The sequence below is a fragment of the Weissella sp. ESL1177 genome (genome assembly GCF_058107185.1).
Window position 1 is genome coordinate 865,417 of record NZ_CM176591.1, and the last position, 22,570, is coordinate 887,986.

Annotated in this window: 20 protein-coding genes and 1 pseudogene; 4 read left to right on the forward strand and 17 right to left on the reverse strand. The window is 33.0% G+C overall.

Annotated elements, in window-relative coordinates:
* Positions 1–178 precede the first annotated feature (178 nt).
* The 8 genes from AC3B5D_RS04110 to AC3B5D_RS04145 all read right to left on the reverse strand — a co-directional run bounded on the left by AC3B5D_RS04110 (position 179) and on the right by AC3B5D_RS04145 (position 4,879).
* A complete protein-coding gene (locus AC3B5D_RS04110) occupies positions 179–451 on the reverse strand; it encodes a hypothetical protein (protein WP_489839367.1) in 273 nt (90 codons plus the stop codon).
* 200 nt (positions 452–651) lie between these two features.
* Positions 652–1,101, reverse strand: coding sequence for a hypothetical protein (locus AC3B5D_RS04115; RefSeq protein WP_489839366.1), 450 nt, complete (start codon positions 1,099–1,101; stop codon positions 652–654).
* Entirely contained in the window at positions 1,094–1,303 is a 210-nt protein-coding gene (locus AC3B5D_RS04120; RefSeq protein ID WP_489839365.1) for a helix-turn-helix transcriptional regulator, read from the reverse strand. The genes AC3B5D_RS04115 and AC3B5D_RS04120 overlap by 8 nt, the downstream gene beginning before the upstream one ends.
* Before the next feature lie 281 nt (positions 1,304–1,584).
* Complete coding sequence (locus AC3B5D_RS04125) at positions 1,585–1,749, reverse strand: type II toxin-antitoxin system RelB/DinJ family antitoxin (protein ID WP_489839364.1); 165 nt, start codon at positions 1,747–1,749, stop codon at positions 1,585–1,587.
* A gap of 214 nt (positions 1,750–1,963) precedes the next feature.
* Positions 1,964–3,613 (reverse strand): hypothetical protein, encoded by a 1,650-nt coding sequence (locus AC3B5D_RS04130; protein ID WP_489839363.1) that lies wholly within the window; start codon positions 3,611–3,613, stop codon positions 1,964–1,966.
* Positions 3,614–3,677: 64 nt separating this feature from the next.
* On the reverse strand, positions 3,678–3,806 hold the full coding sequence (locus AC3B5D_RS04135) for a hypothetical protein (protein ID WP_489839362.1): 129 nt from the start codon (positions 3,804–3,806) through the stop codon (positions 3,678–3,680).
* A gap of 36 nt (positions 3,807–3,842) precedes the next feature.
* A complete protein-coding gene (locus tag AC3B5D_RS04140) occupies positions 3,843–4,214 on the reverse strand; it encodes a hypothetical protein (protein WP_489839361.1) in 372 nt (123 codons plus the stop codon).
* 326 nt (positions 4,215–4,540) lie between these two features.
* Positions 4,541–4,879 carry a winged helix-turn-helix transcriptional regulator gene (locus AC3B5D_RS04145; protein ID WP_489839360.1) on the reverse strand — a complete coding sequence of 113 codons (339 nt, stop codon included), beginning with the start codon at positions 4,877–4,879 and terminating at the stop codon, positions 4,541–4,543.
* A gap of 223 nt (positions 4,880–5,102) precedes the next feature.
* On the opposite strand from AC3B5D_RS04145, the gene AC3B5D_RS04150 reads away from it, so the two are divergent.
* From AC3B5D_RS04150 to AC3B5D_RS04160, 3 genes are read left to right on the forward strand one after another with little or no spacing between them, the layout of a single operon-like run.
* On the forward strand, positions 5,103–6,131 hold the full coding sequence (locus tag AC3B5D_RS04150; RefSeq protein WP_489839359.1) for a zinc-binding alcohol dehydrogenase family protein: 1,029 nt from the start codon (positions 5,103–5,105) through the stop codon (positions 6,129–6,131).
* Positions 6,132–6,134: 3 nt separating this feature from the next.
* Positions 6,135–8,072 carry a hypothetical protein gene (locus tag AC3B5D_RS04155; protein ID WP_489839358.1) on the forward strand — a complete coding sequence of 646 codons (1,938 nt, stop codon included), beginning with the start codon at positions 6,135–6,137 and terminating at the stop codon, positions 8,070–8,072.
* 4 nt (positions 8,073–8,076) lie between these two features.
* Complete coding sequence (locus AC3B5D_RS04160; RefSeq protein ID WP_489839357.1) at positions 8,077–8,613, forward strand: YbhB/YbcL family Raf kinase inhibitor-like protein; 537 nt, start codon at positions 8,077–8,079, stop codon at positions 8,611–8,613.
* 783 nt (positions 8,614–9,396) lie between these two features.
* On the opposite strand, the gene AC3B5D_RS04165 is transcribed toward AC3B5D_RS04160, so the two are convergent.
* The 7 genes and pseudogenes from AC3B5D_RS04165 to AC3B5D_RS04195 all read right to left on the reverse strand — a co-directional run bounded on the left by AC3B5D_RS04165 (position 9,397) and on the right by AC3B5D_RS04195 (position 16,829).
* Positions 9,397–10,395: a LacI family DNA-binding transcriptional regulator gene (locus tag AC3B5D_RS04165; protein ID WP_489839356.1), complete on the reverse strand. Its 999-nt coding sequence runs from the start codon at positions 10,393–10,395 to the stop codon at positions 9,397–9,399.
* Positions 10,396–10,610: 215 nt separating this feature from the next.
* The gene (locus AC3B5D_RS04170; RefSeq protein WP_489839355.1) at positions 10,611–10,820 is read right to left on the reverse strand and encodes a hypothetical protein; all 210 of its coding nucleotides are present in this window, start codon (positions 10,818–10,820) and stop codon (positions 10,611–10,613) included.
* Positions 10,777–11,955 carry a glycoside-pentoside-hexuronide (GPH):cation symporter gene (locus AC3B5D_RS04175; RefSeq protein ID WP_489839354.1) on the reverse strand — a complete coding sequence of 393 codons (1,179 nt, stop codon included), beginning with the start codon at positions 11,953–11,955 and terminating at the stop codon, positions 10,777–10,779. The genes AC3B5D_RS04170 and AC3B5D_RS04175 overlap by 44 nt, the downstream gene beginning before the upstream one ends.
* 24 nt (positions 11,956–11,979) lie before the next feature.
* Positions 11,980–13,092 carry a glycoside hydrolase family 172 protein gene (locus tag AC3B5D_RS04180; RefSeq protein ID WP_489839353.1) on the reverse strand — a complete coding sequence of 371 codons (1,113 nt, stop codon included), beginning with the start codon at positions 13,090–13,092 and terminating at the stop codon, positions 11,980–11,982.
* Between the two features lie 929 nt (positions 13,093–14,021).
* Positions 14,022–15,737 carry a DUF2207 family protein gene (locus AC3B5D_RS04185; protein WP_489839352.1) on the reverse strand — a complete coding sequence of 572 codons (1,716 nt, stop codon included), beginning with the start codon at positions 15,735–15,737 and terminating at the stop codon, positions 14,022–14,024.
* 273 nt (positions 15,738–16,010) lie between these two features.
* Positions 16,011–16,094, reverse strand: a pseudogene (locus AC3B5D_RS04190) (putative holin-like toxin); the annotation flags it as partial.
* A 186-nt stretch (positions 16,095–16,280) separates the two neighbouring features.
* Complete coding sequence (locus AC3B5D_RS04195) at positions 16,281–16,829, reverse strand: TetR/AcrR family transcriptional regulator (RefSeq protein WP_489839351.1); 549 nt, start codon at positions 16,827–16,829, stop codon at positions 16,281–16,283.
* Between the two features lie 146 nt (positions 16,830–16,975).
* Here AC3B5D_RS04195 and AC3B5D_RS04200 point away from each other — a divergent pair, with 146 nt between their 5' ends.
* Entirely contained in the window at positions 16,976–17,824 is an 849-nt protein-coding gene (locus AC3B5D_RS04200) for a hypothetical protein (protein WP_489839350.1), read from the forward strand.
* Positions 17,825–18,155: 331 nt separating this feature from the next.
* Here the strand turns inward: AC3B5D_RS04200 and AC3B5D_RS04205 are convergent, their stop codons facing one another.
* Together AC3B5D_RS04205 and AC3B5D_RS04210 are read right to left on the reverse strand one after the other, a co-directional pair.
* Positions 18,156–19,100, reverse strand: coding sequence for an aldo/keto reductase (locus AC3B5D_RS04205; RefSeq protein ID WP_489839349.1), 945 nt, complete (start codon positions 19,098–19,100; stop codon positions 18,156–18,158).
* 898 nt (positions 19,101–19,998) lie between these two features.
* A complete protein-coding gene (locus tag AC3B5D_RS04210) occupies positions 19,999–22,569 on the reverse strand; it encodes an ABC transporter permease (protein ID WP_489839348.1) in 2,571 nt (856 codons plus the stop codon).
* Position 22,570 lies beyond the last annotated feature (1 nt).

Consider the following 22,570-nt stretch of genomic DNA (forward strand, 5'->3'; position numbering starts at 1 on the left):
TGATAATCATATTTAAAAAAATGTGCTACTCGATTTAATCGTTCCTATAATTTTTCATCTTGATTAATCAATTCCTATTTTGGCGTGTACATTTTGTTTAATCCACTAAAAAAGACTAGTAAAGTTACTAGTCTTAAATGTACTTAAATTAAAAAGATAACCAACAGACAATACGTTATTAATTAACTTGATCATACCTGTTCCAAAGAAAATAATACTGGATATTTGAAATAAATAACATCAAGATAACGCCCCCTAATGTCACCATACCAAAAACTTGTGCACTTACACCTATAATCCATAAGGCAAAGACAATTAAAATTAAGATTGAAATAGCATTTAATAGTAAACTAATCTCTTTACTATGTACTTTTAAAGCAATTTCTTTGTCTCGCTCATCATCAATGAAATACAAGGTATTTCGTTGCCGAACACCCAACTTTTTATACAAATACCACTGTTCTAAGCTTGCAAAAATAACTAAGACAATAATTTGTCCAATTAAAACATTTTTAGATAGTTACATGCTGATACTAAAAATAAAAGTAATTAATAGTAAAAACGAGATGTTATTTGTCCAAAACTTAAAACGTACAATCTTTTGACTTCTACTCATAATTCAACTCCCCCTTCGTATTTTATTAGTTTAAATTAATTGGTCTTATCATATTTATTCCATAATATAAAATATTGAATATTTGGAATAATTAGTATTGCGGCTAACCATGCAATTAAGTAATTAAAAATAGCTGATAAAGATAAGCCATTATGAGAACCCCACAACCACATGACTAGCAAAAAGAAGAGCATAGAAAGCATCACATACGTCATCATTACCTGATTATAGACTTTTAAAGCAATTATTTTATCTCGCTCATCTTCAATAAAATAAAGTGAATCAAAAGGATTTGATTGAAAAACATGATATTTCTTTTGAACGTAAACTAATTCAATAGTTAGTGCGATGATTATTATTCCTAACGCAACAAGTGCACTCAAGTGCCAATTATTAACGGTTGCTATTGCAATAAATATAAACCCAATTTGCCATATATTATTCATCCAGAATGTGAAATTCACAAGCTTCTTACTTCTACTCATAATTTGATTCCCCTTCGTCTTTAAATAACTGATCAACTGATAACTTTAAAACCCTTGCTAAGGCAAATGCAAGTTGCAGTGATGGATCATACTTATCATTTTCAATCGCATTAATCGTCTGCCGGGTTACATGCGTTAATTCTGCAAGTTCATTTTGCGATAATTTTAATTCACGACGACACTCCTTGATGTTATTTTTCATTAACCATGCCTCTTTCCCACTTAATGTAAAATATCTTTTACAATTAAAGTAAAACATGTTTTACATAATCTGTCAAATAAAAACAGCTCACCGTTTGAACAAGCACTAAAAAAGACCAATAAGTTACTGGCCTTAATTTTCTTCGCAAATCAAAAGATTTTTGAAAAAGATGTAGTAAAAATAAATAATCAATAGGTACCTATTGCTAATTACCTATTACCCATATTGTACGAATTTTACGTCAGCCTTGCAATTAATATTAATCAGACAACACGCACACCCTATTTTTTAAATAAATTATCAAACGGTGATTCACCTGTATGTGCAACTTGCGTTAAAAACATTTTAATGGCTGTTTGCGTTGATAAACCTTGCGCTCTAAAAATTTCATCTGTCTTATCCTTAACGCTATCTTCGACTCGTAACTGAATTAACTTTTCACCCATAACTATAATACTGTACTCCCTTTATGTATATCCGTATGTAGCTTCATACTATTGAATATTATTCAGCATATTATTCATTACAAAAATTAAAAGCTACTTTCCTTGATTTAGCTGCCGCTTTGATTGAAACAGTTTTTGCGTCTTTTTTAATCAAAATTTCTAAATAAACTTGATGGCTTATTTAATCTAGAACTGACCTCCGGACATAATGAAATTAAGTTTTCGATTGTGAGACATACTTCGTTTCTTTTTGATTATTTTTAAACGGATGTAACCACTTGGCTAACTTAGTCTGGCGAGCTTGTTGTGCCAATTGATGTTGCGCTAAATCAACTTGATCACTCTGTAAATGATGATCATATTGCTGATTAACTTCAACCAATTGTTGTTTAAAGCGTTCCAAATCTTCTTGGGCCATTTCTGCACGGAATTGCCACTTAGATGACTCAGCTTGGAGTTGACCAATTTGACCTTCTAGGTTCATTTTAACTGATTTCAATTGGTCATAGCGTTCCTCAAGATTCAGCACTTCCGCATTAGCGAATTGGAGACGTTCCTTTTCAGCTTGAGCTTTATCCGAATCCTCACGAATCCCTAAGCCATGTTCATGTTCCTTAATAAAATCTTGTCGGCGCACTTCTAAATCATTCAATAATTGCCGATAGGCTTTCGTCATTAAGTCATTGGCTTCCTTTTGCCCAGCCACAATTTGATCAATCACTTTGTGTCGCTTAAATTCTGCTTGGTTATAGCGTAATTGTTGCACTTCTTGTTCGATATATTGCTTTTGCGTGGTAATAACTTGGGCAATTTCATGTTGAATAATTTGGTCACGATCGCCCATTAATTTAGCCGTTGTTTTATCTTTATCAGCGATTAATTGTTGTTCAAGTTTCTTTAATGTTTGTTCATGACGCTGTTCTTCTTCTGCAACAAATTGTTGATAATCATTCTCCAAAGCTGCTAACGAATTGTCCAAACGCTTGCCATAATCTTTTGTATGGCGCTGCGTCACCTGTTGTTTAATCGGGGTTTGCCAATCCGTTGCTAACAGTTCATCAATGGCTTGTGTATCTTCGTGCACATCAGCAATATTTTGCGTTAGTGTCTCGCGGTAGGCGTCCGCCAACTTATCAGTGGTTTGCTGCATGAAGGTATTTGCCTCTTTGGTTTCACGCACCATCATCACGTCGACATAATCATCACTTTCTGGTACCACCGTTTGGTATTCATCCAGCGGTTTCGTTTTGAAAAACGTGGTTTTAACTTGAAAGGCCTGAATGAGTTTAGCAATGGTTAGAGTGCTATTAGCTGTTAATGCAACTGATTTTACAGATTGTTCGGCAACAGGCTCATCATCTGGTACAAGTGGCATAGCTTGATTAGCTGTACTAGCCGATTCAGAATCAATATCTGTCTTTGATAATGTTTCTTTTGCTTCATATTCTGTTTGACTTGGATTAACTGTCTGTTCAGCTTGATCAGTAGTGAGTTCATCACTAACCACCAACCGTTGTGGTAGCAGCTTAAACAACTGATTATGCTCAACAGCCTCAATATATTCTTCTTCGTTCGGCAAGGTCGGTAAATCTTGATAGGTAAAGTTCCCTAAATCATGACTTGCAGCCAAAAAAGTTTCCAGCGCTTCTGTTAATTCTTGAAACGACAAATCATCTGCCAGCCGCACTTGTTCATCGTTCAAAACTTGATTGACCGTTTCAATGACAAAATTTTCCATGTCAGGTTTTACCACGGCATGTTCCCATGTTAATCCTGTTTCTACAGCTTTTTTGGGATTTTTCGGATCCACCGCTAAAAAACTAATGTCACCTAACGGCACCACTTCACCAGTGGCCGCCGCCACATTCTGTTGTATTTTTCTGTCAGCGTTTTTAATTCGTCTAGTTTAAGATTGGGCCAGGTTTGTGCTACTTGCCCCGTATTGGCAAGCGGTTAATCAACGGATTTTCACGATCTAACGTACTTTTAACCACTTGTGCGCGATAATCACCTAAATCAATCTGCGGTTGCCGTTTTTTTGTTTTCAGCCAATGCATCCACATGCACCTCCCTTCAAATTAAATGCAACCTGCTTAAAATGGCCATGTCCAATTAAAGCCACCACCAGCACTGGTAACGGTATTAACAATCCAAGTTACCCCAAGACTCAAGCATAGGATACCCACGATACTAGCTAAACCAATCATAATCTTTTTCGTACCCGATGCATGGAGCATTTGATTACCTGATGCCATCATGGCAATCCCTAAGGCGGCTCCAATTGCACCTAAAACGACTGTTAGTAAGATCAAAAAAGTACTCACTTTACTACCCGTATTTTTGGCTGTTTCCTCTAAAGCTGCTGCATGAATTAAAGTTGCTTGGCTACTTGCTAATAAAACCGTCCCAACACTAAGAGTGGTTGTCACTAATCCTCGTGAAAAAGGCTTTGTGAATGTTGTCATTGTAAGACCTCCAAAAAATTTGACGTCACTATCACTAGCGCAACCCTATCGTAACGAATTTAGAAAGACTTATGTAAAAGTGAACCATTTCATACAAAAAAAGAACGACCATCCAACTTGGCAGTGCACGGCACCAAGTGAACGGTTGTTCTTGAAATCTAATTACCAAAGTTAGCATAGCACATTAACTGGTTGCTACGAATCAGAATTATACAATTAAGTTTAACCAATAAACATTTCGTTTTTATAATACTTAAACAAAGACAAACATAAAATAAATCTAAAAATATACTTATTTTTTAACAATACTTCTGCTAGAAATTAACTTATTTGTTGGTGTATACGTCATTATAAGCTATTCCCCAGGTTTCCATTGATTTTATAACTGGTTGAAGAGTTTTACCAAATTCAGAAATTGAATATTCTGTTTTTACAGGTATCGTAGCATACACTTTTTTATTAATAATATTATCTTCTTCTAATTCAGAAAGCTGCCGAGCTAACATTCTCTTAGTAACATAAGGCAACTTTGTTTGGAGTTCTGAAAATCTTAAAACACCGGATTCAAACAAGTGATATAAAATAACACTCTTCCACTTTCCAGAAATTACTTGCAATGTATTTTGAATTGGGCACCCCTTATCGCAATTATATATTTCTTTCATATAATTCTCCCGAACTAAACATAAATTACTTTTACTCTATAATTAAATCTACCATTTTGCTACTTATTTGTTAATAAGGTGAATTTAATGTCACCTGGTGTTTTATTTTTCACTGAGTGACTTTAAATTCACGTCTTAACATTTTATTTTTTTAGATTAACATATAACTCATGAACTAAAACTTATAGTTCAAGAAAACTTATAGTTTAAGAAAGGAAAAACAATGGACTCTATTAAAGCAATTGGATTTGATCAACATTTACCCATAGAAAATCCCGAAAGTTTTCAGGATATAAATATTAATATATCAAAACCTCATGGGCATGATTTATTAGTTCGCGTAGACGGAGTGTCAGTGAATCCTGTTGATACTTTTGTTAGAAAAAGTGGTCGTAAAAATCGCTTAAACAAACCGAAAGTTATTGGTTGGGATGCTGTAGGTGTTGTCATTAGTACAGGTGATGACGTTACTCTATTTCAAAAAGGAGACAGGGTTTGGTATGCTGGGGATTTTACACGTTCAGGTAGTAATTCCCAATTACAGCTAGTGGATGAACGAATTGTTGGTTTAGCACCAAGCAATTTAACCGATGAACAGGCAGCTGCTGTTCCCTTAGTGGGATTAACTGCATATGAATCACTATTTGAAAAAACTAGTATTAATTGGAACAAAAATGATCGTAAAACCTTATTAATCATTAACGGTGCTGGAGGAGTTGGCTCTATGGCTATACAACTAGCAAAGTTAGCTGGCTTAAAGGTAATTGCGACTGCTTCTCGCGCAGAATCTGTATCATGGTCTAAAAAAATGGGTGCTGATTATGTAGTTAACCATCATCAAGATTTAGTATCTCAAGTTCGAAAACTTAATACAAAATATGTAGATTTTATTTTAAATTTAAATAATTTAGACGCTCATTGGAATGAAATTGCTGAGTTAATCAAGCCAGATGGTGAAATTGTAGCTACTACCGAAAATCATCGTTTAATTGATTTACAGAAATTAACAAAAAAACGTGCAACGTTTGCTTGGGAATGGATGTATAGTAAATCGTATTTCAAGACAGCGACAATGATATCACAAAATAAAATTTTGAATCACATCGCTGATCTGTATACGGATAATGCATTATTACCAATTGATACCATTCACTATCCAGTCATCAATGCTTCTAATATGCGTAAAGCCCATGCTGATGTTGAAACGGGTTCAATGATTGGTAAAGTAGTTTTGACTAGTTGGGAGAAATAAAAAATGCTAAATAATCATCGTTATTTTCGTAGAAATGGTATTTTAACTACCAAGGGTTATTATCCTTTAAATTTAGGTAATGTAAAGCACGCCATTATTTTAAACCAAGAAGAATTAATTTATCGATTCCAAACACTGTTAGTTCAAAATTGTAATTTAACCGATGATGATTATCACCAAGACTTGCCTTTTGAACCATTAAAATACCGTACCATTGATGAAGTTAAAAAATATTATCAGTCTAAGATCGACAATATTCAACAACAATATGGCAATAACAAGTCACAAATAGTGGTAAATCAATGGGAAAAAATATTAAACTCGTTTACTTATGAACTAAACTTAAAAAATTTAATTAATCAGTATATCAATCTACTAAACTTACTTGATGATTTTGGGTTTGATTTTATTAATAGTAAAAGAATTGGTAGTTTTAGTATTTTAGATCATGATCATCAACTAATTTTAATAGGTGATATTAATTCAAAAGAAGATTCTCTTAATCAAATAGATTTTGCACGTTTGAATGATCAAGAATTCTTAAAATTAGTAAGTAATGTGAATATGAATAATCGGCATTCTCAACGAAAGCCAACATCATATGAGTATTTTGCTATTCAAGTTAGTTTTGAAGCTTCCAGACGTCACGGATTTACTGAAGCATGTATTGTACCGTGGGGTAATCCTGGTTTCCGTAATATACAAACTCAAGCGTCAATTACTGACCCAGGTATGGGACATATTACTGGTACTCTTACTAATATGACCTACATCAATGGGACTAATATTCACATTGAATATTTGGAGCGCGGTCAAGAGGAAAATCGTGAAAAAGTAGAACCATATCGTATTCCAAACGCAATGACTGTTGCACAAGTTAAAATTTTAACTGGTGAGGACACTACTGTTACATCGTACGTCGGAAGACCTATGTTCGAAGATAGTTTTGATAATTCATTTATTAAAACTCTAAATACTTTGTCAGCTGTAGTATCTTCTATTTTCTTAGAGGGATTAACTGAATGTAAAGTGGCTATGGAACGAATGACTGCTACTCAGCAAGTAAAATTTATGCGAGCCCTCTCTTCTAATGCAATTAGAGATAAGACTTTACAAATTTTATCAGCTGCATATGCCATTAATGTTCCAATTATTGACGATAGACCCGAAACATTATCCAAAAATAATGGAAAACCATTAACTGTTACCGATCGTATGGCAGTAGCTGAACTAGGAATTGAACTGGCTCATCAAGGTGGCTTTGAAAAAGTAACCTTTGATGGAACCGCTAATGAATATCCTAGTGTTCCGATAATGGAACAGTTAGGTTTTGAAAACGCTCTAACTCTGGTACACAAGTCCCATTCCTTAGGATTATTGACTTATTTTTCTGCCGGTTTTAGGTATAAACATCTTGAAGACATTGTATTAAGTGGTACTGATGGTATTGGCCTTGGAGGTGCTCAAATTCTTAGATTTATGGATAAGAATAATGGTTTTCAAGGACCTTTTAAAACTAATAACGTTAAAGACATTCTTGAAATTAATCAAAAAGCTGAAAATTCAATTTTAGGTCGCGGAACACAATTGTTATCAAGAATGGATCAAATGTTTTTTGAGCATTCCCTACCACTGGAATATTCAAAAAATCGCGAAGAGCTCTTCACTCATTTACTTAGAAAAGATTCGTCATCAGTACAAAATGACTTGTATCAATTAACAGAAATTGTTGATTTACCAACTGATACAAATCATCCAATACTTGAAACTGCTCGGCGTATTTTAAAGTATGCTGATCGTTCAAATATTTTCAGTAATACAAAAATTAGTACTGAAAATATTTCAAAACTTAAAAATGTCATGAACGATGCAATTAATTTACATGACTATGATACTTTACAAGAAACTATTCATATCATTGAACAAAATAGGGGAAATTAGAATTATGAAAAATGAAGATGTTGTATTTAATAATTTAACTAATGTTCCAAACTTAAAAGTTTCGGTTAGCGGTTTAATAAATAATGATTTTTTCCAAAAGAGGAATTATTCTGGTATTTTCGGTGTTGAGGGTGGTCAAGATATTTCACCAGAAATTAGTTGGACAGATATTCCTGTAGGGACTAAAAGTTTTGTAGTCACTATGTATGATCCTGACGCACCAACTGAATCAGGATTTTGGCATTGGGCAATTAAAGATATACCTGCAAATATTACAACATTACCCGAAAATACAGGTGCTATGAACAGTGACAAACTACCCAAAAAAGCAGTTGCTATGCCCATGGATGCTAGAATGAATTGCTATGTAGGTGCTGCCCCTGCTAAAGGAGATCAACCACATCCTTATCATATAGTAGTTACTGCATTAGATGTTGATGTTCTTGACGTTGCTCCTGATAGTACTCCTGCTTTTATGAATTTTAACATGCTTGGTCATGAATTAGCACGGGGTTCAAAAATTGTTTATGCCAAATTATAAAGAATTCATGTTAGATATAATTAATTTAGATATAATTAATTCAAACGATTTGTAAGATACTATTTGTGAATTTAGCAATTTTGTTAGATTCACAATTTTTTTAATTTCTATAATTAACAAGAAACTAGTATGAAACTAACTTATATTCAAAAATAGTTCACCTTTTCCAACCAATTTTGACCAATCATATAACTTTAAATAAAAAAATCCGAAAATCTCATATTTTTTTAGTGAGTTCTTCGGATTTTATATTGGTTGAAAAACATCTGTCTCAACTTTTCCGTTTTTTATACCCCATAATAAAAAACATAAACGTATGTCTTAACTTACAGAAAAAAGTCATTAAAAAATTATATGGATAAACTCTATACAACATCTATTGGCAATTTAGTGGTGGGCCTTAATGATGAATTAGTGCAAAGGAAAAAAATTCAACGAAATGCTGATTTAACGTCCAAAAAAATTTTGTGAAACGTTAACAAAACATCCTAATGATGAGAAAATACGATAAATAATTTTATATGAAATCATAACAAAAAGAAATGCAACATAAAATTAATGTCGCATGCCTTTTCATATGGTGACATATACTTAACAAATTAAATCGTTTACGTTTTTTTCATCCAAATTATTTGGAGTATTTCAGGACTACTAAAGTATCAGATATAGGTTAAAGCAGAATCATATTCCCTTTCCAAATTGAATTCACCGTTACCATAAAATCCATGATAAAAATATAATCGATTTCACATTGTTACCTACTATTACAGCATATATCTGTTACTAATTTAGAAGACGTGTTGTCTCACCTTGGCGAAAAGAAACTGGAACTATAGTATCTTTAACTTGTTCCCCTTTAATTAAAGACAACAGACTATCAACCGCTGTAAAAGCCATGATTTTTGCGGATTGCTTTATTGTTGACACTGGTGAGGGAATACCTTCTAATATATTAAACCCATCAAACCCTATAATTTGGACATTCTCAGGAACTACAATTGATGCTTCTTTCAATTTATCAATCAAATGGTAAGCAATTTCATCATTAACACAAAATATACCATCAATTTCTTCCATATTAGTAATTACTCGATCTAAAAGATATTGACTTTCTAAGGAATCTTCAGGACACTCATATATTTGAACATCTACGTTGTACTTTTGGGATTCCTCTATAAAACCTCTTTTTCTTTCCGTCGTATTATTAGGAAAAGGTGCAACCTTACCCACATAAGCTATTTTTTTAGCATGACGCTTTCTTAATTCATCAAAAGCAAGTCTTCCTCCATAAAAATTATCCGAAGTTATCGTTGCAACATGATCATATTTTTGTGTATCAAAGTATCTATCAATACTAACAAAAGGAATATTACTAGATAAATATGGTTCAATATCGTTATATGTAATTCCTGCCATACCGTCGACCTTATTTTCCTTGGCCATTTTTAAAAAATTTAATTCGCTGACTGAATCACTTTGATTATTTGATAACAACATTCCATATCCATAGGAATCCAGTCTTTTTTCAAAATAAAAGGCAAATTCAGAGAAAAAAGGATGCCAAATAAATGGAATACTTAAAGCAACAAGATGCATTGAATTATTTTTAAGTGCTTGTGCAACCTTATTGGGTTGATAGCCTAGAGTATCCATGGCATGCTGAACCCTTTCTAAGGTAGCTTGAGAAAAACCAGGTTTATGATTAATCACTCTTGATACAGTAGCAATTGAAACATTCGCATATTTTGCTACATCTTTAATACTTGGTAATTTACCAGCCAAGATATCACCTCACTTTTTTTAAGTTGCATTATACTATATTAACTTATCATTATTAATTCATTGTTTGTATAAATTTCTAATATAATTATTTGCAATATAAAAATAACCATCTAACCTCGCATTTTGCTAAGTTAAATGGTTACTCTAAATTTCTAATTATCACATTAAGTATAACATAGTAATTATCTTTTATAATTAAATTTTTCTTGACTTATTTACTTTCTTGAAACTGCTAGTTCACGATTTATTTGTCCTTCCATTCCTTCATACTTGCGATAGAAGAGCATGGGAATAATTCCCAATGCATAGAATAAAATCGGTATCCAAATAAATGAAATAGAAATGCCAAGTAATCCATGTGCAGTTTGTGCATGACCAGCATTATATCCAAAGAAACTCATAATTTGGGTTGGAATGGCTCCCAATACCAGTTCCCATTTTAGTACAGAACGTTGTACCAAATGCTGTTAACAAACCAGCAGCATTAATACCAGTTTTCCATTCACCATAATCAACAGCTGAACCAATTAATACAAATGCCTGTGACAAAGCAAGACCAACACCAAGGCTACCAATTACCCAACCAATGATAATAATTGGCAAGCTTTTACCGCTAAGCAATATGATTAACTGACCGCCGATTAAGAACAAAAATCCAAAGATCCACAATGTTCGTTTATAGAATTTGCGGTTTAACAATGGTACTAGAATAGTTGTAACGACTTGTAAAATACTCAACCCATTAACCAATGACATAACATGCTGGTTACCATAATTATAAGTTAGATAATAAACAAGCGTTGAAGAACGTGCTGTCATAGCGGTCCAGAAGAATAAATTACTAATAATAATTAGTATCCAAGGCCAGTTGCCTTTCATCGCTTTAAAACTATCTTTGATTTTAATCTTTTGTACCTTAGGCTTAACACGTTCCTTGATATTAGCGAATGAAATTAATGTTAATATCATTCCAACCAAAGCTAAGATAACAATAGTCCACTTAAAACCAAGTACTTCATCACCATGTCCAAAGAAATGAACCATTGGTAACGCACCAACATTAACAACTAAAACACCAATTTGTGCGACTGATAAACGTACAGAATTCAATGTCGCACGTTCGTCAATATTTGATGTTAGTAACGGTAAAATGGTTGCTAACGGTGTGTTCAAACCTGTATACAACACATTTGTAAAAATATAGTTTATTGTAAAATAAATGATTTTTGCATTCAATGACCAATCAGGTACCCAAAATAGTAAAATACCAAACAATGTAAATGGAAAAATGATCCACAAGAAATATGGTCGAGCTTTTCCCCAACGGGTATTGGTCATATCAATCAAAACACCCCAAAATGGGGCATCAATTGCGTCAAATACTCGAGCGATTAACATAATTGCACCAGCAACACCAATCGGAATCATCGCAACATCAGTTAAGAAGTACGAAAGATATACCGTAATCATGTTATAAACTAATAGACCAGCTAAATCAATTTGTCCAAAGGCAAGTCGTTCACGCCAAGATAATTTAACGTTAGAACTTTCGTTATTCATTTTTTCCCCTCCTATTACCAAATATTACCGTGGTACCCGTTCTTCACGTGGCAAAATAGTTGGCAATTCAGAAGTTGGTGAATCTTGATACCAATAAGCAACCGATGCAATATCATCTGAACGTTCAAACAATTTAATATCATCATTACCAATTTGTTGTACTTTAACTGTCAAATCATCTTTAAAGAAAATTGGATCAGGTAAATGTAAGCGGTATAATGCATGCATTGGCAAAGAATCATTACCAAATCCATGTAATGGCATTGCATCTCCAGTAGAGAAGTTTTCACGTGTGTGATCGTATTGATCCATTAATGGATATCCTAAATATTGGTGCTGGAAGGTTTGTGCATGAATTTGGCCATCATCTTCAACATGAAATGCCCAAGCACCACCAAAGTAATCTTCACTACCCGTTGAAGTAACAGTTGGATATTTACCGTCACCATCAATATAAAACTTAAACTCACCTTCACCCCACCAATAGCGTTGCAAAGCAGCTAGTTCGAAGTACGTTCCAATATAGTGACCAGCACCGTGAATTGTTGGCAAAATTGTATAATCTTGTTGTTTTTTCGTGTAATCTTCACGATTCCAATAAGCATGGAAATAAGCAATTTCTTCAGGTTGCTCTTTTAGAACATAGTTAATTGTATAGAAAAAGTCAGGCACTTCAGCTGGGTGCTCGTTAGTAATAGTAATCACAGCATGCTTTTTAAATGGCATTGGGAAGTATGAGTTAAAACCACCTACCGGATTAACATTAATTAATGCAGAATCAATTTCTTGACGTTGTGCAAAACCATTAAAGAAAAAATCCCCAATCGGTGATTCAACAGCTGGCGTCTCAGAATCATCCCAGTACATGCGTAACACCACATCTCGAAGAACAAAACTACCAGCCGGTGTCGCATCAGCAATTGTCATCCAAATATGACGAATCTCACCAGCATCATGAATATCAGCAATAGTTACAGTCTCGCCTTGTTTCAAACTAATTGAAGCATGTCCTTTACGTTCAGGACCCAAGTCACTGCCAGTCATAGCAGCTTTTCCTTTTTCACCCATCATATTTTCAGGAGAAATTGCACGATTCTCCTCACTACGATTAATTTTTGTCAAATCTTGAATTTGCATATCATTATCTCCCAATTTAAAAACAAAATAGTATAAAAATATTTAAAAAATGTGGCCCCATCTTTTATTACGTAAACGTTTACTAAAACTATAAATGACATTATGCCATCATTCATTTTTTCTTGCAAGCGGTTTCATTAAAATAAAAATTTTATTACAACATTGAAAAATGGCTAAACATTGACAGAATCATAGTTGTTAACTAATTATTTTTATAAAATTAATTTTTATTTTTAGTAAATTTGAGACAAATTAGCATAAAAATTTCGCTTAGAACATATTATTAAATTAATAAAACACTCAAAAAGTTAAATTTACATCAACTTTACAAGTTCATTTTTTTGAATTATTATTTTAATTTATATTTTTGACATATCTGATTAAGAATTTCTTGATTAAATCGTATCTAAAGCACTTCAACTAGAATAACTACAACTAAAATAATTAAATGTTTAATAGTTTTATCTTTTACCTGCAGGGCAACTCGAACAGGCACAAATTGTTTGTCGTAATTCTGAATGAGTTATTGATTCTTTTGTTTATCCATTAACCGATATTATTGAATACATAATAAAACCCCGTAAGTTTAGATTTACTCCAACTTACGGGGTTCAGTTCATGCACCAATCTTTGTTGAAAAGCTACAAAGTAAAATGCATCCAGAAAATTAAATTTTTACCAGTTACATATCAAAAAGGTTTTAATAATTAAAATCGAAAGTCACCTAATTCGTTACACATTTGGGCTCCACAGTATTTGGTACCGATAGCTAATCTTACAGATGTCATCGGTACCTTTTTTTGTCTATAATTTATGATAAGAAAAAAATTATCCTTCCACCATGCCTCAATCATGATAATCATATTTAAAAAAGTACTGAAATATTTATAAATCCATTTAAATATTAATTAATAAAGTTGTCTGATTTTCTAACGAAATCCGCCGCCACCAGAACTACCGCCAAAATTACCACCGCCGTCGGTACTTGTTGCACCACCAGAGCCACTACTTTGAGTAGCAAATATACTAGTTGCAGTAAAACTCGTTACATGATAAAACGGATTACTAATGGTTTGATAATAAATACTTGCTTGCTGATATTCTGGATAAATCATCGCTAAATTTTGTGCAACTTTTTCAGCAATTCCTAATGCGGTCGCTGCAATCATCAAATCATCCCACAAGCCAACTTCTTTTGGCGTGCGTTCATCCAATTGCGTGAAGGTTTCTAAATAGTTTTTCATGCGAACCACATCTTTACGCATTTCATGTCCAGTTGATGTAAAAGCAACTCCAATTTGTGCCTGCGCCAAGGCATTGGCTTTCGTTTCTTTAGAGTTGACAGTTTGATATTCGTTAAATGGATAAATCCATTGTTTTTTGCGTCCATAATCCTTACTACTTTGTAAAAAGGCATCCCAAATATTTTTATAAGTGGTTTTATGTTTCTGAAAATATGCTGATAACGCTGACATCGTCACTTCATCATCTTTGGCAACTACTTGTAACACATTAAATAATTTTGCAATACCATCGGACATTCCTGACGGTAAATTTGCAGCCTTTAAGACAATCACTACGTCCTCGTCTACTTCACGTAACGTAATGATATTTTCTTTAACTAGTTGTAAGACTGTTGCTGCTAAGTAGTTATTCGGCAACTGATATGTATCAATTAATGAAGCTACAAATGCATACGCATTAAAGATATTTCCAGTTGGTACACTTCGAACATACTCTCCTTTGGTTTGGCGCTCTAGTTTTCGCAAACTTGGATAATATTTATGATAATTTACGGACTGTAAACGACCGCGCACATTCACGAAAATCACCAGTATAATAAATATACCTAATCCAATTGGTGCCAACATATCGCTTAAACCGGTAGTATTCGTTTTCCCCGTCTTATATTTAATATAATTAAAATCACTACCAATAAAAGCCTGCTTCATAAAAGAATCAAATGAACGAATCGACGTATACTTAGTTGGATACGTGTGCCGCGGTAATTGCATAATAACCTTCACGCGATTATCATCTTGTAATGCTGCCTGATTCTTAATTACTGCTTGCCCATTATTAAACTTGGTTTGCCCTTTAAATCCAAAGCCCCAGATACCAAAACCATTTTTAGCATTAAATGTCTGATGCCGATCATGAATTCTAATCTGAATATTTTCTGGAGCAACATCAGTATTTTTTTCAACAAATTGCCAAGCAATCATCTGTTGCGTACGTGTTTGTTGCACAAAATTACTAATACGATATTTTATCGTATACACATGTTCACCATATGATGTAATACCCCAATTTAATTCATTTCGGCGTTGACCATAACGATAAGCTTTTTGTTTACGACTATCATTCGTGTGCCATTTTGCTTGTCGTTCAAATGGTTGTTCATCCATACTAACTTGATAATTAGTTAGATGTTGTGATCGATTGAGTTTCATATTTTTATAAATTTCACTACCCTCATCTGAATCAACCAGCCATCTTTCGGTGAAATTAGCATTGCCGTTTTTATCTAAGCGCACGTCAATTTTCATCGAATCAACAATTTGATAAGCGTGAATTGTTGGCACTTGCACAAACATTATCCCCATTATTAGTAACGGCACCACGAGCCAATACCTTCTACTCATTCTTTATTTAACCCTCCACATGATTTTCCCTTACTCATCATTCAAAATAAATTAAAATTATATCTTAACGATACCACTACTTAATTTACTCATAAAATATTAATGCCTAAAAAACGACTCTATACTTTTTAGCGTGAAAGTAGCAATTTCACGCGTTTATTTTGTTCTTTTTCACAAGAAAAAAGACATCAATAAAAATACCCCGAAAGTTAAATTTTTGTTTTAATTTTCGGGGTACACTTCATTGGGATGTAGGGCAGTTTTTAATTTATTTTACTTCTCGTGGTAGTTGTTGATATATGTCAACAACGCCAACAAGAAATTCGCGAACAATATCACTAAGGACAATGCGTCGTAAACAGACGTCTCCGGCTGATCCTCCTTTCGTTAAATTCTGGTGTCCATGAATCATATTCGTATACAGCAGCCTATTATCTTGTTTATAAATATTTTGTTTGTTCATGTAATTTGTACCTACTATTAATACATGACAAGTCCATATTGAAAATGACATTAACTCACTATTAAATTAAATACTACAGTTTAGTGATTAATAATCTGATTTATCAATTGCACACTTTCTATTAATTCTCCTCGTTTAGGCACTTTAGATTCGTTTATTATAAAGTCAACATTACCCATTGCTAAATTTACCATTAAATAAGTAATGAAATCAGATTCTTCATAATGAAATAAAGTTAAATACATATTTTTAAAAACTTCTCGCAATTGCACATCAAAACCCATTTTTCCTAAAGGAATATTCCGTAATACTTTAAGTATTTTGGCATTATCTAACAGATAAGTTACCAATTCTTTTGAAAAAAAATAATAACTATCAAAATCTTTTGGTTGTTGCCTCCTCTTTCGTTGACTAGTATCCAAAACATCCTTAAAATGATTGACTTGCTCATCAATTAATGTCACAGCCAATTCATATGTATTGGGATAATGTGTATAAAAAGTTGTCCGATCAACCATACTATCTTTCGCTAATTGTGTAACTGTAATATCTTGAAAATTTTTTGTTTCTAATGCTTGTAAAAACTTATCCCTAATTAATGTTTCAGTTCGCAAAAAACGTAAATCCATTAATTTACCTCCAATTTTATTCTACATCTGTTGTCTTATTATACATCTATTAAAAAAATGATGTTTTAATTTAGCTTTATGCTTAATATACTTAACCATATAATATAAATAAATCAGATTTGTCAGATTTGAAAGAAGGAAAAGTAATGAGCGATTATACAATTAAATTTTCTATTGATGGTAAAGAAGTTACACAACAAGAAATCCGCGATATGGAATTAAGTCGTTATTATCATGTTTTTGGAATTTTCAATAAAAAGCAAATTGATATAACGTTAAACGATGAAGTCATTCCTTATGAAGATTTAATACGCTTACCATTGACTGATGCCAAAGAAGCCTTGGCACAAACTCGTGAACACATGGGAAAAGAAAAGACGCTCGAAGTATTTAAACCAGAAATTGAACGTGGCGATACAATGTGGACAGAAATCGCCAATAATTCACGTGAAGGTGTCAACATGCAAGAAGCTTATGTTGATGTTGAAACCCATGGCATTACACTTGTACAGTTTATGATGTTTAATCAATCACTAGCGAAACATAACAATCTATATCTACCCTCAACAGTGCATCCAGAACACTATTACTTTAATGCAACTAAGGACGGTCGCCAAGAAATCATTGAAACGTTTGGTATGTATCAAGATCCCTCATACCTTAATTTAAAGCCTGGTAAAATTGATCCAGATTTCTCTGTTCAACCAAAGGAAAACGCTGATATCGTAATGGCTGGTAATACTTACTTAATGGATACTGGATTAAACACCAAAATGTTAGGTATGCATCAATTATCACGTACTGATGATGGCATGAAAGTCAAATTAGGTGTTCTTTTACCTGAAGGGGCTCCTAAAGAAATTGCTGAGGGTCATAAGTGGCACTTACTTGTTGAATTTAACAATGGTTTGCATATTGCAGCCAAACAACACCCTTCATTTGTCCAAAAGAAATTACTAGAAACGGTGATCAATCACATGGCAAAGAAAAATTAAATATTATTTTTTAAATAATGAATTAAAAAATACACAATTATATGCCACATAAACGTGCTGACACAATATAATAACCGGTGACCAAATATTGTAGAATCTTAATAAGCAAATGGCTCGTATAATCACTGAGACAATTTCACGATTTTCACACTACTTGCAATTGAACGAAAAAAGCCTGAATACGAGGTCTAACCTTATATTCAGGCTTTTAAAAATTTATATTACTTTTTACCAGACAAATTATTAGTCGACTAAAAATCATAAACAAAGCTTCTTTACAAGACAAAACTACAACAGACCAGCAAATATAAATGCTCCCCTTCATAAATTGTTAGAACATCTTGAAAGCTTGATCTATTTCTTGGAACTCATCTTGTGTCAAATTAATTTGCAGTGCAACTGCATTACTTTTAACTTGCTCAAGATTTCTAGCACCTGGGATAACAATACTAATTTCTGGATTGGCAATATACCAGGCTAAAACAATTTGTGTTACTGTAGCCTCATACTTTTGAGAAATTTCTCGTATTTTTTCTAGACCTATCAAAGCATCTTTATATTCGTTCTCTGTAAAATTCTTTAGGAGTTTTCCGCCATCACTATTCTTAAACTGATTCCAATCTTTTGACGTATATTTCCCAGTCAACAAGCCAGAGGCTAATGGAAAATATGGTACAAAAGAAATTTGATTTTCTTGCAAGTAATCCATTTCCTCTCGGACTTTTTTCCTATAGACTAGACTAAATTGATCTTCAACAACATCAACTTTCCCATTTTTATTAGCTTCTTTTATTTGATCTAGTGAAAAATTTGAAACACCAATTGCCCGAATTTTCCCAGCATTTCGCAATTCATCTAGGACTTCGACTGCTTCGTCTTTAGGCGTGTTATCATCTGGATAATGCAAATAAAAAATGTCGATATAGTCAGTCTTAAGTCGTAACAGTGCTTCATCAACAGATTTTTTAATGAATGCCGCACTATTATTCATAGCCATATTTTTCTCTTTATCATGCGCTGCTTTTGTGGCTATTACTACTTTGGAACTATCGTAATCTTGTAAAACATCACCAATTATTTCTTCTGAGCGCCCAAATCCGTATGAGTATGCCGTATCAAGTACGGTTATTCCTTGGTTCAATCCTTCACGCAATAAAGCATAGCCGTCCTTTTCATCAAGATTCTGAAACAAATTATGGCCACCAACTTTATTTGTTCCTAAACCCAATTTGGTTGCAATAACATTGCTTTTACCAATTTTCACTTGTTTTGTCATGTCTACACCCCTTTCAAAACAAATTCTATATAGTCAACAGTCGTTGTCTTATAATGACAATTGTTCCGTCAATAATGTAATTACTGTCTTGTTTTTAAATTCTACATTCTAGTTTCTAAATAAATATAGTTTTTAAAAAGTTATATTTTTTCATATACTCCCCCTAAGACAATGAATTAACCCCACAAGTTTAGTATAGCTTTCTAAAATTTAATTTACCAGTACTGACCATTTTAATACTACCCATTATTTATAAACTGAAAATATTACTGATAACACATCCCCTAATGGAAAAAATATGTTACCTTGATTAAGGTATTGACAACCAAAAAGTTTTGGGTTTTTCATTGCCATGTTGTGATTTATTTGCAAAAAAAGAGCGCCATGCTGTATACACGGAGCTCAAATTAATTCAACGGTGGCTGCTTTAATACAAAGTTTAGCCCGTCCGACTTGTCAAAATTATAGGCGTTTTTTAGTTTGTCCTACTTCTTGTAGTGGTTGTCGATATGCATCAATAACGCCAGCAAGAAGCCACCTGAACAATATCATTAACGATATTTCCTCGTGAACAGACGTCTTGGGCTCCCCCCTTCGTTAGGTTTTAGTGTAAAATTTAATCAATTAATAATACAAGTTATTCGTTGATATCTATTATTAAGGAATCAAAAAATATTTTTCTCTTGTATTAAGAAGTATTATCAAACCATCAGTCAACGCCTCAGCTGCTGTAGCTGTATTGGATGACAAATCGGACTATTGACCAAATTAAATTGATTTTTCACCGCACATCAAATTCTAAAATTTCACTTCACCATTAAAATTTTTAACATTATATTTAATATTCTTCAGCAAAATTTTTGATAGAGTGAATCAACATATTTTTTATTTTCACAAATCAATCAATGCTTTTTAAAGCTTCTAACATATCTACCGCATCAATTTTGTGTTTCATTAGTATAGCTACTAACAATGTAAATAGCGCAATTAAAAATGTCGCAATAGCATATATTTGCCAAGAAATACCTGGTACTGATAGCACATTTTCAGGTGTAATAATGGTCATCAAATACGAATGAACAAATATTCCGGCAATACTGCCTAAGATCAATCCCACAATCGTCAATATAATTGTTTCTCTGTAAATATATGCTAAAACTTCTCTTGGATAAAAGCCCAAAACTTTAATTGTCGATAACTCTCTAATCCTTTCGGAAACATTAATATTCGTTAACGTATACAAAACAATAAATGCAAGCAGTGCACTAACAATAACAATCACCCAAACCACTTTTGTTAAACTTTTCAAAATGTTATTAATTGTCTCTTTTGTTTCATCTGACTTTATAACTGTTACTGCTGAAGTAACTGAATTAAGTTCTTTGCTTACCCGATTGGCATTCTTATTATTCTTTAACTTAATAAGATAGGCGTTAGTGTTATAGTCTTTGCTGAATACTTTTTGATAATAGGACTGTGACATATAAATAGCATGTCCTGTGTAATTTTTAGTAACATTCGCAATCTTAACTCTAAATTTCTTTTGTTGTGCATCTTTAATAGTAAAATAGTCCCCAACAGAAAGATTTTGAATTTTAGCTAACTTTTTACTAATGGTAATTCCGTCATTTTTTAATTTAATATCATTGTTATCATCTGATTTCAATGAAATAAATTTTGATAAATTAACATTGTTAGTAACAATCATTGGAACATTTTGTAAGTCTTGAATATGTGGAACTGTTACTGTCATATTCTGAAAATAGACAGATTTATGAGAAGAAACATCTTTCTCTCTCTTGATTTTTAATTCATAATCACGACTATGTTCTTCTTTGTTATTAAATACGCCCAATAATTGATAATGTGTAATTGTGCCATATTGAACGGGCACCATTTTGTCTAACGATTGTTGCATACCAAAACCTGTTATTAACATTGCCGTGCTCCCAGCAACACCAAGTATTGTCATCCACATTCGTCCTTTATAGCGAAAAATATTTCTGGCTGTCACTTTGTATGAAAACGAAAACTTTTCCCACAACCAAGTCACACGTTCTAATAATATCTTTTTGGCTGTAGTCGGTGCTTTGGGTAACATAAGTATTGCAGCTCGTTGTGGCAACAAAGGTCTTATGGCTAAAAATACTGCGAACACAGTACTCAGTAAAGTCAAACCAAATGCAATTAATACTGGCTTGAATTGCCATGTTAGTACAACGTCATTCAATATATAGTTAGCTGCAAAAGAATTAAATATAACTTTGGGTAAAATAATTAACCCGAAACTAGCACCAATAATAGTTCCAGCAATGCTTGTTAAGCCAGCATACAAGTAAAATTGAAGAGAAATTTTACTATTACTGTAACCTAACCCTTTAAGAGTACCAATTTCCACTCTTTTTTCTTCAACCATACGACGCATAACAGTGAAACTAACCATCAAAGCAACCGCAAAAAAGAAAATTGGAAAGGTATTTGACAGGCCCTTAATTCTATTTGCATCACTTCCCATATCACTATACCCAACTGAAAATTGACCGCGAGACTGAGCCGTATACGCCAATTGATTAATTATATTCTTTTTATTTTCAGCATCATCAATTTGCTTTGACAATGCTTCTTGCTTAATATTTATGGCATGAAGAATGGTCTGATCTGAAGTAAGTTCTCTTTGATTTGCTAGTGTTGTCTGCGTTGCTTGAGCATGCTTTATTTTGGCATCGATAGCAGTTAATAAATTCCCTTTCCTCTGTTGACTTAAATCATTCAAAACGTTCTGTAGATGTGCAACTTTATTTCGAAGTGCTATTTCATACTTATCCTGATATGCTTTGCCTTTCAGATTACGAAATTTAATTTGCAAAAAAGTTGGGTCCTGTTGAGAAAAAGCTGACCGATTAACCACAGCAAATCCGTTAATTTGACCATTGCCTAAATTTGTTTGTCCTAATTTATTTTTTTTCATATAGACACTGCTGGTTGCAAAACCAACAATCTTATATTGTGTCGATTTTAGGTCCATATTACCCTTTATTTTGATTTTTTGCCCAAGGCTATAATAATGTTTGAATTGTTCTCCCAGCACAATTTCATTATTCTTTTTTGGTAAATGCCCTTTTGTTACAGTAATTTTTGACATTTTTTCTGGATTAGAAATCATGTTAAAGACATGCTTATTATTATTTGTTACCACAGTTGTTTGAAAACTTTTTGTTATTGCCTTGACGCTGTCGTCCTGTTGTATGGCAGCTATCTCAGAATCAGAAAATCCCAATGAATTTTCTAATTGCGCATCTGCTAGATTAGATTCACTGTACACATTGCGCATTGTTTTTTGCATATCTGGAGTTGTTACTTTTAAACCGACATAAACAAATACTGATAATGCAAGTAATAAAGTTATTGAAAGAAATCTAGCTTGAGAAGATTTTAATTCACGTAGTATATTAATTTTTATCTTCGACATG